This is a genomic window from Bradyrhizobium sp. CCBAU 53340 (assembly GCF_015291645.1).
Lineage (GTDB): Bacteria > Pseudomonadota > Alphaproteobacteria > Rhizobiales > Xanthobacteraceae > Bradyrhizobium.
This window is the reverse complement of record NZ_CP030055.1, coordinates 1,296,029-1,309,632: the sequence shown is the minus strand read 5'-3', so window position 1 is coordinate 1,309,632 and position 13,604 is coordinate 1,296,029. Positions and strand designations below refer to the sequence as shown.

Here is a 13,604-nt window from a genome sequence, read left to right as displayed (position 1 = left end):
ACGAAGCCGCGAAGTCTTCGCGACGGCTAGCCCTTCAGGTTTTCAAAGCCGGCGGCGGCGGCCTGCACGTCAGGCGGAAAGTCGGACATTTCCTGCACCTGGCGGATCTCGATGACTTCATTGGCGGAGGCCGGGCACTGCTTCGCCCAGGCAATCGCCTCCTCGCGCGAGCCGACCTCGATCATCCAATAGCCGCCCAGCACTTCCTTGGATTCGGCAAAGGGACCGTCGGTCACGACAGGGGTGCCGGTTGCGAACGACACGCGGACACCCATCGACGGCGGATGCAGGCCGTCGAGCGTGATCAGCACGCCGGCATCCTTCAGCGCCTCGTTGTAGCGCATCATCGCGGCGACGCGTTCGGGATCGAGTTGCACGTCCGCCGGCGCGGTCTCGTAGCCGAGCGGGATCATCAACATCATGAATCGCATGCGGTTCCTCACTAAAGCGGGCCTTCTGACCCGCGCTTACTTCTAAGACGAACGAGCTGCGACAAGGCCGACACGGCCCGAGAAAATTGTTTCGGTCGTCATGGCGCGGAACCGGCGCGGCGCATGGAGGAGGTGACCGCGGAAGCGCCGCTCCGAGGGGCGCGCTGCGTCAACACGCCGCGCAAAATAATGCAAATGGGGTCCCGTATAAATACGTGCCGGCCAATGAATCCCGCCGTGCATATGAATCGGGAACATGTGCATGCTGAAGGACATGGCCGCAGCGCGGACCACTGCGGAGCCCGATGCGGGTCATTGCAAGTGTTTACAATTGCTCAAGAAGCGCATGCAACTTTTCGGAACATGGCGAACGGTATGCAATCTGCCGATTCGCGTTGGTGAACGTTGCGGGGCAATCGTGTTCAATTTTCAAAGCAAGAAGGTCAGGCACGCGGTCGCAGAAGTCGAGGCGCTCGATCGGTCGCAGGCGGTGATCGAGTTCGGTCTCGACGGCACCATTCTCGATGCCAACGAAAACCTGCTGAAGATGAGCGGCTATTCGCTCGCCGAGATCAAAGGCAAGCACCACAGCATCTTCGTCAGCCCGACCGAGCGCGAGAGCGCCCGCTACCGTGATTTCTGGGCCAGCCTTAACCGCGGCGAGTTCCAGACCACGCAGTACAAGCGGTTCGGCAAGAACGGCAAGGAAGTCTGGGTCCACGCCTCCTACGCACCGCTGCGCGACGAGAACGGCAAGGTGGTCTCGTTCATCAAGTTCGCCACCGACATCACGGCATCCAAGATCGAGACCATGGAGGATGCCGGCAAGATCGCCGCGATCAACCGCGCCCAAGCCGTGATCGAGTTCCAGACAGACGGCACCATCATCACCGCCAACGAGAATTTCCTCGGCGCGATGGGCTATTCGCTCGACGAGATCAAGGGCAAGCACCACAGCATGTTCGTGACGCCGGAGGACCGCGCCAGCGCGGCCTATGGCGCGCTCTGGGCCAAGCTGAACCGCGGCGAATTCGAGGCTGCCGAATTCAAGCGGATCGCCAAGGGCGGCCGCGAGATCTGGATTCTCGCCAGCTACAATCCGATCCTCGACGAGACCGGCAGGCCGTTCAAGGTGGTCAAGTTCGCGACCGACATCACCGCGCAGAAGATGAAGGCCGCCGATAGTGACGGCCAGCTCGCCGCGATCCAGAAATCACAGGCGGTGATCGAGTTCAACATGGACGGCACGATCCGCACCGCGAACCAGAATTTCCTGAAAGCGATGGGTTATTCGCTGGCCGAGATCAAGGGCCAGCACCATTCCATGTTTGTCGAGCCCAACGAGAAGAATTCATCCGCGTACCGCCAGTTCTGGGAAACCCTCAACCGCGGTGAATACCAAGCCGCCGAGTACAAACGCATCGCCAAGGGCGGCCGCGAGATCTGGATCCAGGCGTCCTACAATCCGATCTTCGACCTCAACGGAAAACCCTACAAGGTGGTGAAATACGCCACCGACATCACGGCGCAGGCGATCGGCCGCAAGAAGGCCGACAATGCGCGCGGGCTGATCGACGCGGTCGCTGCCGGTAGCGAAGAGATGAGCACGTCGATCCGCGAGATCTCAGAGACCATGGCGAAGTCGCGCGAGACTTCCAAGATGGCGACGACGCGGGTCGAGTCCGCGGACGGCCAGGCGCAGAAACTGGCTGCGGCGGCGCAGGCGATGAGCGGCATCGTCGAGATGATTTCGGGCATTACCAGCCAGATCAATCTGCTCGCGCTCAACGCCACGATCGAATCGGCCCGTGCGGGCGAAGCCGGCCGCGGTTTCGCGGTGGTTGCCTCTGAGGTGAAGAACCTCGCCAATCAGGCCAAGCAGGCGACCGACACGATCACCTCCGAAATCGACGCGCTGAACGTGATCTCGGGCGACGTCGCGAGCTCCCTGACCGCGATCAAGGCCGCGATCGCCGGCGTCAACGAATTCATCGCCTCGACCGCCGCCGCGGTCGAGGAGCAGAGCGCGGTGACCGCGGACATGTCGGCCAACATGCAGCGCGCCGCGGCGGAGCTGGCGTAAGGCGCTCGCTTTTTCGCTATCCCCCATCATCCTAAGCGCTCGCTGTCTCCACAGCGTCATTGCGAGCGCAGCGAAGCAATCCAGAATCTCTGCGCAGAATGACTCTGGATTGCTTCGCTGCGCTCGCAATGACGGAGCGGCTCGATCAACATGGCCCTTCCTCACCGGCGCCAAAGCGCAGTAAAAGGAGCGCGCGCTCACGCGCCTCTCTTCGACACAGGACAGATCCGCCCATGCCGCAAGCCCCGCAAAAGACCGCCCTCGTCACCGGAGCCGCGCGCGGCATCGGGCTTGCGACCGCCCAAAAATTCCTGGCCGAGGGTTGGCGCGTGGCGCTGCTCGACATCGAGGGCGAACTACTCGCCAAGGCCGTCGCCGGCATAGGCAGGAGCGACGATACGCTGGCACTCACCTGCGATGTCTCGGACGCGACCGCGGTTGGCGCCGCAATGACGGCGGTCGAGCAGCGCTTCGGCCGGCTCGATGCCCTGGTCAACAATGCCGGCATTGCGGTGTTCGCGCCGCTGATGGAGACGTCGGACACCGACTGGCGCCGCGTGCTCGAGGTCAATCTCACCGGCGCTTTCCTGTGCAGCAAGGCGGCCGTGCCGCTGATGCGCGAGGCCGATGGCGGCGCCATCGTCAACATCACCTCGATCTCGGCGGTGCGCGCCTCGACGCTGCGTTCGGCCTACGGCACCAGCAAGGCGGGGCTCGCGCATCTCACCAAGCAGCTCGCGGTCGAACTCGCCTCGCTCAACATCCGCGTCAACGCGGTCGCGCCGGGGCCGGTCGACACCGCGATGGCGAAACAGGTGCACACCAGGGAGATCCGCGCCGACTATCACGACGCGATCCCACTGAACCGCTACGGCCTGGAGGAGGAACTGGCGGAGGCGATCTTCTTCCTGTGCTCGGAGCGCGCGAGCTATATCACCGGCCAAATTTTGGCCGTCGATGGCGGCTTCGATGCGGCGGGCATCGGCCTGCCGACACTGCGCGGCGAACGGCGGAACGGCTAGAAACCTTGTAGGGTGGGCAAAGGCGCGACGCGCCGTGCCCATCATTCGGGACTAACGGTGCGAAGGGTGGGCGGGCTACGCTGTGCCCACCCTGCAGGATCGAGTGTGTGGAGTGCACCATGCGAAGCGTTATCCTCAAAGCTGTTGCGCTTGCAGCCGCCCTGCTCGGCTCTGTGCCGGCCCACGCCGAGATCCGCATCATCCAGAGTCCCGGCGGCCAGGTCGGGCCGTTCCTCGATCTGTTCGAGAAGGTGCGCGCGAGCGGCGAGCGCGTGGTGATCGACGGTCCCTGCCTGTCGGCCTGCACCCTGGTGCTCAGCATCGTGCCGGGCGAGCGCATCTGCGTCACCAAGCGCGCCGTGCTCGGCTTCCATGCCGCGCGCTCGGTCGACCGGCGCGGACGCTTCTATGCCGAGCCGGAAGCGTCCGAAGCCGTGCTCCAGGCCTATCCCGGCCCGGTCCGCGACTGGATCAGTCACCGCGGCGGCCTCACCTCGCGATTGCTGCTGTTGAAGGGGCGCGACCTCGCCGCGATCTATCCGCGCTGTCGATGACCGTTCGACCGCGAGCGGCGGTGTGACTGCAATGAATCCTGTGCTGTCCGACGATTAGGCAACTCCCCGCAATTGCGGCCTTCGGAGCGCGAAATCCGCTCAACGGCGTCGCAATGCATGCACAATTTACGCGATTTCCAGCTGTTCCCCGATGCTTATGATGATGCTGGCCGGCCGCGCATCGCGATCACTGCGCAACCGTCACATCGCAGCAGCGGCCGCGGACTATGACGTTCCGCGTTTTCAAGATCGATCATTTTCAAATGGGACGCATATGGAGTCCATCGATTTTCGCTACCGCCTGTCGGATCAGGGACGGATCGTCCTGGGCCCGCTGAGCTCGGAAGAAACCCTCGAATTCGAGGAGCTGACGCGGCGTGACCGCGAAGGCCTGATCGACCTGACGTCCGAATTGCGGCTGCTCGAGCTGTACGTGAAGTACATCGGCTCGGACGCCAAGGTGTCGCTTGCACCATTCGAGTCGGCGCCGCACGTCATCCAGATGTCGCGAAGGCAACAGCCGCGGCGACGCGCGCGACGGCGCAACCTTGCGATTCCCATGATCGCCATCATGGGCATGAGCTTCATGCTGATTTGCACTGTTGATCAGCTGATGAACGCCCGCGTTGCGTCGGCAAGCTCCGCGTGAGCTACGTCACACTAAAGCCAAGGTTGACTTGTCATAGATGAACACGGTGACAGCGATGTCCGCGGGGAGCATTCATGACCAGCATCAGCACCGACGCAGACGCCGGTTCGCAAGCCGAGCCGTCACCTTTACGTAGACCGAACGATCAAGTCTTCACCCTGGCGTTCCTGATCACAAGCGCAGTCGCAACGTTCGGCTGGCTCTATGTGCTCGCACAGGTAGCCACAGCCGTCGTCAGCTGGCTCTGCTCCTAATAGAGAAGAATCTCGATCACTGGCGCGAGCTTTACGCTCGCGCAGATCAGCATTCCCCACAGAGCAAAATTGATTTGTAGCGCCGCCGCCATCGGTCGCTCCCTTCCAAGTACGCCCACCCTAATTTGTAGCTATTGTGAATATAGTTAGCGATTCTGCCGCGAAGTGCACAGCCTAATCTTGCGCCAGTTGTTGTGCGATGCGGTCCGCGCCGTGTCATGAAGCTGCTCGCGCTGTTCTCGCAGCATGACTCACGTGCACGAATCTCCTTTCGGCCATGCTGACGACGTCGTTTTCCCTCAAGTCCCAGGTAAGCGTCGCGATGCAATGATTCCCACGCAGATTCGCGTGGCGTACCGCTTGGCAGACCCTAGATGGCTCGACACATTCTCGTCTTGCTCAGTTTTTGCGCAGCGCTCGCGGGATGCGCCAGCGCACCGGCGGCTGAGCGTCGCCCGATTGCGTGGGATGGACTCGGTCAGGATCCCAATCGTCCTGCGGCCACAAGACGTCACCTTGCCAATCAACCTGCGCCGGAAACTGATCCCAATCTGGAACGGCAAAGGGTGCTGACCAAGCTGCGCCCCTATTCCGACGCATGGTGGGCCGTCCACGACGAGATCGAAGCCGAGAACGACAGGCAGCTCGGATCGAAACTCGTGATCTGCCGCAGCTGCGTGGCGCAGCCACCGAGCGAGGACACGACCGGATCGATCCGCTGAAGAGCTCCCTCTCTCACGAGAACGGAGAGAGGAAGCCACAACGGCGTGGCACTTACATGCCTTCGGCGGGGCAGTTCACCATCCAAGGAATGCCGAACTTGTCGACGCACATGCCAAAGCCCTTGGCCCAGAACGTCTTGGTGAACGGCATGGTGACCGTGCCGCCGTCGGCGAGTGCATTGAATTTGCGCTCGGCCTCAGCAGGGTCCATGACCGTAATCGATATCGAAAAGCCCTGCGGCTTGTGAAAATGCTCCGCCGGCGTGTCGGAGGCCATCAGCACGCCCCCGCCAGGCAACGTCATCCGCGCATGCATGATCGTCTTCTCCCGGCCGGGCGGCCCGGGAGGCATGTCCGATGCCGGCGCGTCCGAGAGGCGCATCAAGGCGTCGATCTTGCCGCCGAGAACCTTGGCGTAATAGTTGAACGCCGCTTCGCAGGTGTCCTGATAGAACAGATAGGTACTGAGCATCGTTTCTCTCCTCTTCGTTTCCCTGACCGTATGCGTACAGTTCTTTGGACGGCAGCCGGCGTTACTTCTCGGTGAGCTTCTTCAGGCTGGCGAGCCCGACCTCGAAGTCCTTGCCGATCATGGTGTCCATGTTGATGAAGACCTGCATCAGCTTGGACATGAAGGGCGCCGGGCCGTACATCGCCCATGTGACCAGCGTAGCATCGCCTTGCGGCACAAAAGTGAACTCGGCGGTATTGTGCCCCTCGAAGGGACGCTCGAAATCGAGCTTGATGCGAAGCTTCGATGAGGCGTTCGCCTCGAGGATCTCCATATGGCCGGCGCCGACATTGTTGTTGCCGTCCCAGGCATAAGTTGCGCCCTTCCCTGACGCGGTTCCACCGTAGCTGCGCTTCATCGCGGGGTCCCGGTTTTCATAAGGTGACCAGCTGGTCCAGAAGTGGAAATCGGCGACCAGCGGATAGATCGCATCGGCCGGCGCCTTTAGCGCGAGCGAACGCTCGACACGGAATGTGTCCGGCTTGGTGAGGGCGAAAGCGAGGATACCCGCGATCCCGATCGCGAGGACGACAGCGATAATGGTAATGGCTTTCAGCATGAATGGCTCCCTTGATCCGAAATTAAGACGAAGGGGAGCGGCGGTGGCCGACAAACTGGAAATGGATTTTTTTGCTCGTCCTTCCCGGGGGCGATCACATATGGTTGCACAATGCAGCAGCATCGGCACTAGGCTCCCTCTCCGGCTTGCGGGAGAGGGTTGGGGGAGAGGGTGTCTCCACAACGGGACACTCCCCAAGAGGAAAGAACCCTCACCCGCCACGCTCTGCGAGCGTGACGGCCTCTCCCGCAAGCGGGAGAGGCGGAGCAAGCCCGCGGACAATCCTCGTGCAATCCGTATGCGATTGCCTTGTCATTCCGGGGGGCCGAAGGGCCAGACCTCAGGCGCTACGCCGTCACTTCGCCTTGGCACCCTGCCGGGCGCTGCCGCCCTTCGGCTGGCTGTCCCGGATCAGGCGATCAAGATGCATGCGGATGTGGGCGGCCTCCGCGGAGGTGTTGGCGAGTGCGATGGCGCGGTCGAAGGCGACGCGGGCTTCGTCGCTCCGGCCGAGCTGCATCAGAAAGGCGCCGCGCACGCCATAGAAATGGAAGTAATTGGCAAGCTTCGGCGCCAGCGGCTCGATCAGGTCGAGCGCGGCCTGGGGCCCGCGCACCTTGGCCACCGCGACCGCCCGGTTGAGCGTCACCACCGGCGAAGGCTGCGCCAGCTCCAGCGCACCGTAGAGCAGGTCGATCTGGGTCCAGTCGGTCTCATCAGGCGTCGCGGCGCGCGCATGCAGCGCGGCGATCGCGGCCTGGATCTGATAGGGACCGCTGCGACGGTGGCGCATCGCCTTGTCGATCAGCGCCAGACCTTCCGCGATCATGGTGCGGTTCCACAGTGAGCGATCCTGGTCGTCGAGCAGGATCAGCGAACCGTCTTCGGCAAAGCGCGCGGCGCTGCGCGCATGTTGCAACAGGATCAGCGCCGTGAGCCCCATGATCTCCGGCTCGCTCTGGAACAGGCGCAACAGCAGCCGTGCCAGCCGGATCGCCTCCTCGCACAGCGGCTTGCGAAGCTCAGCGGTATCGCCACTCGCCGAATAGCCCTCATTGAAGATCAAATAGATCATCGCGGCGACGCCGGCGAGCCGTTCGGAGCGCTCGATCGCACCGGGCGTCTCGAACGGCGTCCCGGCTTCGGCGACCTTGGCCTTGGCGCGGGTGATGCGCTGCTCCATCGCGGCCTCCGACACCAGGAAAGCGCGCGCGATCTGCTTCACGGTGAGACCTGAGACGATGCGCAGCGCCAGCGCGATCTGCTGCGTCGCCGGCAGTTGCGGGTGGCAGCAGATGAACATCAGCCGCAAAATGTCGTCGCGATAGTGTGAGCCGTCGAGCCGCTCGGCCAGCGCGCCTTCCGCGTCGTCAAGATCGGAGATCGCCTGGTCGTCCTCCGGCAGCGGCTGCTGTTTGCGGTTGCGGCGCACTTCGTCGATCGCGACGTTGCGGCCGACCATGATGAGCCAGGCCGCGGGATCGCGCGGCGGCCCATTCTCCCGCCAGGTCTTGAGCGCGCGCAGGCAGGCATTCTGGAATGCCTCCTCGGCGGTATCGAGATCGCGGAAATAGCGCAGCAATGCGCCGACCGCCTGCGGACGCGCCGAGGTCAGCGCGGTCTCGATCCAGGCGGTATCAGTGTCGCTCACGCCGAAATTCCTCCGGGCCTGAACACGCCAACAGGGCGCACCTCATAAGCACCGCCGGGATTGGCAGCGCCAAGGTCGCGCGCGACGTCGAGCGCATCGTCGAGATTCTTGCAGTCGACGATATAGAAGCCGAGCAGCTGCTCCTTGGTCTCGGCATAGGGGCCGTCCAGCACCAGCGGCGGGTCCTCCTTGCGCAAGGTCGCCGCCGCAGTGGTCGGCAGCAGCCGGGCCACTGGTCCGAGCCGGCCTTGGCTGGTGAGTTTCTCCTGCACCACGGCGAGCTTCTTCATCACGGCCTCGTCCTGGTCCTTGCTCCAGGAGCCGACGAAGTCTTCGTCATGATAGCAAAGGATCGCATAAAGCATGGGCAGTACCTTCCGGGAGCGCTTGTTTTGAAGACGATCCACTATGCCCCGCCCCGACAGGGTTGCGGAAATAATTTGCGAGAAAAATCCGGCAGATCGTGCCAAGGAGGGCCTTCAAAAGCGGAACCTGACGAGGCATTTCGAATGAGCAAAGGCACACTGGCCGTCCTGATCAACAGCACGCAGCAGAATTGGCTGCCGGAGCGCTGGAAGGCCCGGTTCGATGCGGTCTGCGACGGTCGGCCCGTGGTGCTGTTGCCCGATTCCGGGCTCGATCCGGCAAAGGTGCACTATGCCGCGGTGTGGAAGCCCGCGCCGGGCGATCTCAAGACGTTCCCGAATCTGCGCGCGATCTTCAATCTGGGTGCCGGCGTCGATGCATTGATGGCGGACAAAAGCCTTCCCGATGTGCCGCTGGTGCGCGTCGCGGTGCCCGATCTCACCCGTCGCATGACCGAATATGTCGTGCTGCACGTGCTGATGCACCACCGCCAGGAACTGTACCTGCGGCAATGTCAGCGCGACAAACGCTGGGAGCCGAAATATCAGTGGCCAGCAAGCGCGGTGACGGTCGGAATGATGGGGCTCGGCACGTTGGGAGCGGATGCGGCCGAGGCGCTGCGGTGCTTCGGCTTCCACGTCGTCGGCTGGAGCCGCAGCCCGCGCACCGTCGACGGCATCGAGTGCTTCCATGGCGCAGCCGGACTCGATGCATTCCTGCGCAAGACCGACATCCTGGTGTCGCTGCTGCCGCTGACGCCTGATACAAACGGCATTCTCAACCGCGACGTCTTCGCCAAGCTCAACCGCAAGAGCCCGCTCGGCGCTCCCGTGCTAATCAATGCCGGCCGCGGGGCCTTGCAGAACGAAGCCGATGTCCTCGCCTGTCTCGACGATGGCACGCTGGGTGCCGCCTCGCTCGACGTCTTCGTGCAGGAGCCGCAGCCGGCGGACAGCCGCTTCTGGACCCATCCCAAGGTGCTGCTGACCCCGCACAACTCCGCCGACACCGACGCGGACGCGATCTCGGCCTATGTCGCCGAACAGATCGCAACGTTCGAGGCGGGCGGCGAGCTGGAGAATGTGGTGGATCGGAAGAGAGGGTACTAGGCGCGGGTCACTCCGCCCGCGGCGCCGTCCCGGCTTTCGCCGGGACGACGCCGTGTCCCGCCGTGCGTCTCCTGCCCAGCACAATCCGCCTTCCGCCGGTATCCCGTTCACCCTCTTTTAGCGAGGAGTTGATAAGCGTTGTTAATCAACGCTCAACGAACGAGTCGGATATGCGGACGAGCCTCGGCCTCAGGATGCGGATCACGGTGGCGCTGGCGGTGACGGCGGCAGCAACCGCACTGATTGCCGTACTCGGCGCCATGTGGATCATCGCGGGAATCATCGACCGCGCCGATCAGCGGGAACTGCGCAGTCATTATGATGCGCTGCTGTCGCGAATCGCCGAAGAGTCCCACCGCGCCGCCGCCATGAGCACGGTCGTGGCCGCGATGCCGGCGACGCAGGAGGCGATGGCCAAGCAGGATCGCGAGACCCTGGCGCGCCTGTTCGTGCCGGTGTTCGCCGCCACCAAGTCGGAGTACGGCGTCGAGCAGTTCCAGTTCCATACGCCGCCAGCGACGTCCTTCCTGCGCGTGCACCAGCCGGCGAAGTTCGGTGACGACCTCTCGAGCTTCCGCAAGACCGTCGTCGACGCCAACCAGGACCACAAGGTGGTCGTCGGCCTCGAAGGCGGCGTCGCCGGGCTCGGCATCCGCGGCGTGGTGCCGATCGCGCAAGGAGGTAAGCATCTCGGTACAGTGGAATTCGGCCTGACCTTCGGCCAGTCCTTCCTCGACGATTTCAAGGCCAACCGTCATGTCGACATTGCCTTCCATCTCGCCGACGGCGCGGGCTTCAAGTTGTTTGCCGGCACATTGAAGGGCAAGAGCTTCTTCGAGGCCGCCGATTACGGCCGCGCCGCGAGCGGTGATTTTACGGTGCGACAGGCCAAGCTCGACTCGACACCGGTCGCCGCGCTGCTCGGGCCCATCAAGGACTTCTCCGGAAGACCGCTCGGCGCCGTCGAGCTGGTGATGGACAATGCCGACTACGTGGCTGCCGCCGACCGCGCTTGGATGCTCGCAATCGGCATCGCCGCCCTCGGTCTGATCCTCGCCGCTATCGTCGGCTACCTCATCGCCCGCAGCATCTCGCGGCCGATCCTCTCCATCACGAACGTGATGCGCGAGCTTGCCGACGGCCGGCTCGACGTCACCGTTCCCGAAAGCAAAGCGGATGATGAGGTCGGCGCGATGGTGAAGGCGGTCGCGGTGTTCCGCGACAACGCCGTCAACTTCGATAAGCTCCAGGCCGATCAGCTCGAGGCCAAGGTGCAATCCGAGGCCGAGAAGCGCCGCGCTTTTGCTGCCCTCGCCGACAATTTCGAGGCATCGATCCGCGACGTCGTCACCACGGTGTCTTCGGCTGCGGTCGAGATGGAACACACCGCGCGCTCGATGTCCGCCATCGTCGAACAGTCGCGCAATCAGACCCGCGCGGTCTCATCGGCCTCGGCACTGGCCTCCGAGAATGTGCAGACGGTCGCGGCGGCGGCCGAAGAATTGTCCTCGTCGATGACCGAGATCAGCCGTCGCCTCGCGCATGCGACCGAAGTGGTCGGCAAGGCCGCAAGCGACGGGCGGCAATCGAACACGCGGGTGCAGAGCCTAGCGGATGCCGCGCAAAAGATCGGCGACGTCGTCGCCTTCATCAACGGAATCGCCGGCCAGACCAACCTGCTGGCATTGAATGCGACGATCGAGGCGGCGCGCGCGGGCGAGGCCGGCCGCGGTTTTGCTGTGGTCGCCTCCGAGGTGAAGGCGCTCGCGACCCAAACCGCCAAGGCGACGGAAGAGATCGGCGCGCAGGTGACGGCCGTCCAGGGCGAGACATCAGGCGCAGTGGCTGGCATCCAGTCGATCTGCGCCACAATTCAGCAGGTCGACGAGATTTCCGCGGCGATTTCGGCGGCCGTCGGTCAGCAGGGCACGGCGACGCAGGAGATCGCGCAGAACGTCCAGCAGGCCGCCGCACGCACCGGCGAGGTCTCGCAGAACATTGCAGGCGTCACCGACGGCATCGCGGCGACCGGGACGGCCGCGGAAGAGGTGCTGGTCTCGGCGGTCGAACTGTCAAAACAGTCGCAACGCCTGCGCGACGAGGTGGACCGTTTCCTGGCGCAAATCCGCGCAGCGTAGTGGGACGCGGGACCGTGCTACAAACTCAGCGTCGTCCCGGCGAAGGCAGAGAGTTATCAGGCCCGTCGGCGGCGCCAGCTACCCCTTCCCCCCCACCATCACATCGATCGCGCCCTTCACGATTCCCTCCAGCTCCTTGCGCGAGACGCGCGCGCGCGAGCGGATCGCGATCGAGTGCACGGTTGCGGAAGCGAGTTGGGCCAGCGCGGCCGGATCGGCGCTTGCCGGCAACTCGCCCTGCTCCTTGGCACGGCGGAAGCAGTTGGCAAAGGCCTTGTCGAGCTCGGTCAATCCATCGAGCACCATGGCGCGAATCTCGGGATCGGCGACCGCTTCCGACGCTGCCGTCACCACCGTGAAGCAGCCGCGCGGGCCGGTCTCGCCCGAGAGATAGATGTTCAGCGCGGAAGCAAAGATGCGCTCCAGCCGCTGGCGCACCGGCATCTCCTGACGAAAGATCTCGGCCATCGATGCCCGCGCGTCGTCACGATAGCGCTGATAGCTCTTGATGTAGAGCTCGCGCTTGTCGCCGAAGGCGCCGTAGAGGCTCGGACGATTCATGCCGGTCGCTTCACTGAGATCGTCGAGCGAGGTCGCGGCGAAGCCTTGCCTGCGGAACAAGTCGAGTGCCTTGCCGAGTGCGACATCGGGCTCGTAGGTGCGCGGCCGGCCGCGGCGCTTTGGCTCACCACGGTGCTTGGGCTCACCGCGGTGCTCGGATTCTTTGGCAGCAGCTGGCAGCTTCGATTTTTGTACCATATCGCAAATTAATCCTTGACCCGCCCCATATTATGCAAGACAGTACAAAAATCAATCTGGCCAGGTTGAGCGACACTCACAAGAGGACTTGCCCAAGGAGGCCCATGATGGATCTTTATTTCTCGCCGCTCGCCTGCTCCATGGCAACGCGCGTTGCGCTTTATGAAGCCGGCGCTGATGCGACCTATCTCGAAGTCGATTCCCCGACCAAGACGGTCCTGAAGGACGGCTCCGACTTCCGCGCCGTGAACCCGATCGGTCTGGTGCCGACGCTGCGCACCGACGAGGGCGTGGTGCTGACCGAGAATGCCGCGATCCTGCAATATGTCGCGGACCGCTTTCCGCAATCCGGGCTCGGCGCCACCCAGGGCATCGAGCGCACGCGGCTGCACCAATGGCTCTGCTTCATCGGCACCGAGCTGCACAAGGGCCTGTTCATCCCCGTGCTCGACCGCAAGGCTCCGCAGGAGACCAAGGCCTATGCGCTGGAGAAGAACCTGTCGCGGCTCGACTATCTCGACAATTACCTGAAGGGACGCGAGTTCCTGCTCGACCATTTCAGCGTGGCCGATGCCTATCTCGTCACGGTCATCAACTGGACCATGGCGACGCCGCCGATCGAGCTCGCAAAGTGGCCGAACCTGAAGGCCTATTACGAGCGCCTGCGCCAGCGGCCCTCGATCGCGAAGGCGATCGCGGAGGAATTCGAGCTGTACAAGGCCGAGCAGTCGCGGCGGAAGGCGGCGGCGTAAGCTTCGCAAATTGAGACACCGTCCCGGCTGCCCGCCGGGACGGT

15 protein-coding genes are annotated in these 13,604 nt (G+C 63.6%); 9 read left to right on the top strand and 6 right to left on the bottom strand.

Going from position 1 to position 13,604, the window contains the following annotated elements; all coding sequences use genetic code 11:
- Positions 1 to 26: 26 nt before the first annotated feature.
- The gene (locus XH89_RS06110; protein ID WP_194466212.1) at positions 27 to 431 is read right to left on the bottom strand and encodes a YciI family protein; all 405 of its coding nucleotides are present in this window, start codon (positions 429 to 431) and stop codon (positions 27 to 29) included.
- A gap of 418 nt (positions 432 to 849) precedes the next feature.
- Between XH89_RS06110 and XH89_RS06105 the strand changes: the two genes are divergently transcribed.
- The 6 genes from XH89_RS06105 (at position 850) to XH89_RS42045 (ending at position 5,715) form a co-directional block, all read left to right on the top strand.
- Positions 850 to 2,514 carry a PAS domain-containing methyl-accepting chemotaxis protein gene (locus tag XH89_RS06105; protein ID WP_194466211.1) on the top strand — a complete coding sequence of 555 codons (1,665 nt, stop codon included), beginning with the start codon at positions 850 to 852 and terminating at the stop codon, positions 2,512 to 2,514.
- A 233-nt stretch (positions 2,515 to 2,747) separates the two neighbouring features.
- Positions 2,748 to 3,536 carry an SDR family NAD(P)-dependent oxidoreductase gene (locus tag XH89_RS06100; RefSeq protein ID WP_194466210.1) on the top strand — a complete coding sequence of 263 codons (789 nt, stop codon included), beginning with the start codon at positions 2,748 to 2,750 and terminating at the stop codon, positions 3,534 to 3,536.
- A gap of 119 nt (positions 3,537 to 3,655) precedes the next feature.
- A complete protein-coding gene (locus XH89_RS06095) occupies positions 3,656 to 4,090 on the top strand; it encodes a hypothetical protein (protein ID WP_194466209.1) in 435 nt (144 codons plus the stop codon).
- Between the two features lie 160 nt (positions 4,091 to 4,250).
- A complete protein-coding gene (locus tag XH89_RS06090) occupies positions 4,251 to 4,739 on the top strand; it encodes a hypothetical protein (protein WP_246767749.1) in 489 nt (162 codons plus the stop codon).
- Positions 4,740 to 4,813: 74 nt separating this feature from the next.
- Entirely contained in the window at positions 4,814 to 4,993 is a 180-nt protein-coding gene (locus XH89_RS06085; protein ID WP_194466208.1) for a hypothetical protein, read from the top strand.
- Between the two features lie 566 nt (positions 4,994 to 5,559).
- The gene (locus tag XH89_RS42045; RefSeq protein WP_367400997.1) at positions 5,560 to 5,715 is read left to right on the top strand and encodes a hypothetical protein; all 156 of its coding nucleotides are present in this window, start codon (positions 5,560 to 5,562) and stop codon (positions 5,713 to 5,715) included.
- Between the two features lie 52 nt (positions 5,716 to 5,767).
- Here XH89_RS42045 and XH89_RS06075 read toward each other — a convergent pair whose 3' ends face one another.
- The 4 genes from XH89_RS06075 to XH89_RS06060 all read right to left on the bottom strand — a co-directional run bounded on the left by XH89_RS06075 (position 5,768) and on the right by XH89_RS06060 (position 8,801).
- Positions 5,768 to 6,187, bottom strand: coding sequence for a VOC family protein (locus XH89_RS06075; RefSeq protein WP_194466206.1), 420 nt, complete (start codon positions 6,185 to 6,187; stop codon positions 5,768 to 5,770).
- Positions 6,188 to 6,248: 61 nt separating this feature from the next.
- Positions 6,249 to 6,785: an SRPBCC family protein gene (locus tag XH89_RS06070; protein WP_194466205.1), complete on the bottom strand. Its 537-nt coding sequence runs from the start codon at positions 6,783 to 6,785 to the stop codon at positions 6,249 to 6,251.
- 355 nt (positions 6,786 to 7,140) lie between these two features.
- Positions 7,141 to 8,436, bottom strand: a complete 1,296-nt coding sequence (locus XH89_RS06065; RefSeq protein WP_194466204.1) for an RNA polymerase sigma factor — start codon at positions 8,434 to 8,436, stop codon at positions 7,141 to 7,143.
- Positions 8,433 to 8,801: a YciI family protein gene (locus tag XH89_RS06060; RefSeq protein WP_194466203.1), complete on the bottom strand. Its 369-nt coding sequence runs from the start codon at positions 8,799 to 8,801 to the stop codon at positions 8,433 to 8,435. Before XH89_RS06060 ends, XH89_RS06065 begins: the two co-directional genes overlap by 4 nt.
- A gap of 144 nt (positions 8,802 to 8,945) precedes the next feature.
- On the opposite strand from XH89_RS06060, the gene XH89_RS06055 reads away from it, so the two are divergent.
- Complete coding sequence (locus XH89_RS06055) at positions 8,946 to 9,911, top strand: glyoxylate/hydroxypyruvate reductase A (RefSeq protein ID WP_194466202.1); 966 nt, start codon at positions 8,946 to 8,948, stop codon at positions 9,909 to 9,911.
- Positions 9,912 to 10,081: 170 nt separating this feature from the next.
- Positions 10,082 to 12,049 (top strand): methyl-accepting chemotaxis protein, encoded by a 1,968-nt coding sequence (locus tag XH89_RS06050; protein WP_194466201.1) that lies wholly within the window; start codon positions 10,082 to 10,084, stop codon positions 12,047 to 12,049.
- Positions 12,050 to 12,127: 78 nt separating this feature from the next.
- Here XH89_RS06050 and XH89_RS06045 read toward each other — a convergent pair whose 3' ends face one another.
- Positions 12,128 to 12,808, bottom strand: a complete 681-nt coding sequence (locus XH89_RS06045; RefSeq protein WP_194466200.1) for a TetR/AcrR family transcriptional regulator — start codon at positions 12,806 to 12,808, stop codon at positions 12,128 to 12,130.
- Between the two features lie 107 nt (positions 12,809 to 12,915).
- Here XH89_RS06045 and XH89_RS06040 point away from each other — a divergent pair, with 107 nt between their 5' ends.
- On the top strand, positions 12,916 to 13,560 hold the full coding sequence (locus XH89_RS06040) for a glutathione binding-like protein (RefSeq protein WP_194466199.1): 645 nt from the start codon (positions 12,916 to 12,918) through the stop codon (positions 13,558 to 13,560).
- The last annotated feature ends 44 nt before the right edge of the window (positions 13,561 to 13,604 follow it).

Coding starts and splice junctions, on each gene's coding strand:
- XH89_RS06090 (WP_246767749.1), top strand. CDS start 4,251: ATGATGCTGGCCGGCCGCGCATCGCGATCACTGCGCAACCGTCACATC.
- XH89_RS06095 (WP_194466209.1), top strand. CDS start 3,656: ATGCGAAGCGTTATCCTCAAAGCTGTTGCGCTTGCAGCCGCCCTGCTC.
- XH89_RS06060 (WP_194466203.1), bottom strand. CDS start 8,801: ATGCTTTATGCGATCCTTTGCTATCATGACGAAGACTTCGTCGGCTCC.
- XH89_RS06045 (WP_194466200.1), bottom strand. CDS start 12,808: ATGGTACAAAAATCGAAGCTGCCAGCTGCTGCCAAAGAATCCGAGCAC.
- XH89_RS06085 (WP_194466208.1), top strand. CDS start 4,814: ATGACCAGCATCAGCACCGACGCAGACGCCGGTTCGCAAGCCGAGCCG.
- XH89_RS06075 (WP_194466206.1), bottom strand. CDS start 6,187: ATGCTCAGTACCTATCTGTTCTATCAGGACACCTGCGAAGCGGCGTTC.
- XH89_RS06100 (WP_194466210.1), top strand. CDS start 2,748: ATGCCGCAAGCCCCGCAAAAGACCGCCCTCGTCACCGGAGCCGCGCGC.
- XH89_RS06050 (WP_194466201.1), top strand. CDS start 10,082: ATGCGGACGAGCCTCGGCCTCAGGATGCGGATCACGGTGGCGCTGGCG.
- XH89_RS06040 (WP_194466199.1), top strand. CDS start 12,916: ATGGATCTTTATTTCTCGCCGCTCGCCTGCTCCATGGCAACGCGCGTT.
- XH89_RS06070 (WP_194466205.1), bottom strand. CDS start 6,785: ATGCTGAAAGCCATTACCATTATCGCTGTCGTCCTCGCGATCGGGATC.
- XH89_RS06055 (WP_194466202.1), top strand. CDS start 8,946: ATGAGCAAAGGCACACTGGCCGTCCTGATCAACAGCACGCAGCAGAAT.
- XH89_RS06110 (WP_194466212.1), bottom strand. CDS start 431: ATGCGATTCATGATGTTGATGATCCCGCTCGGCTACGAGACCGCGCCG.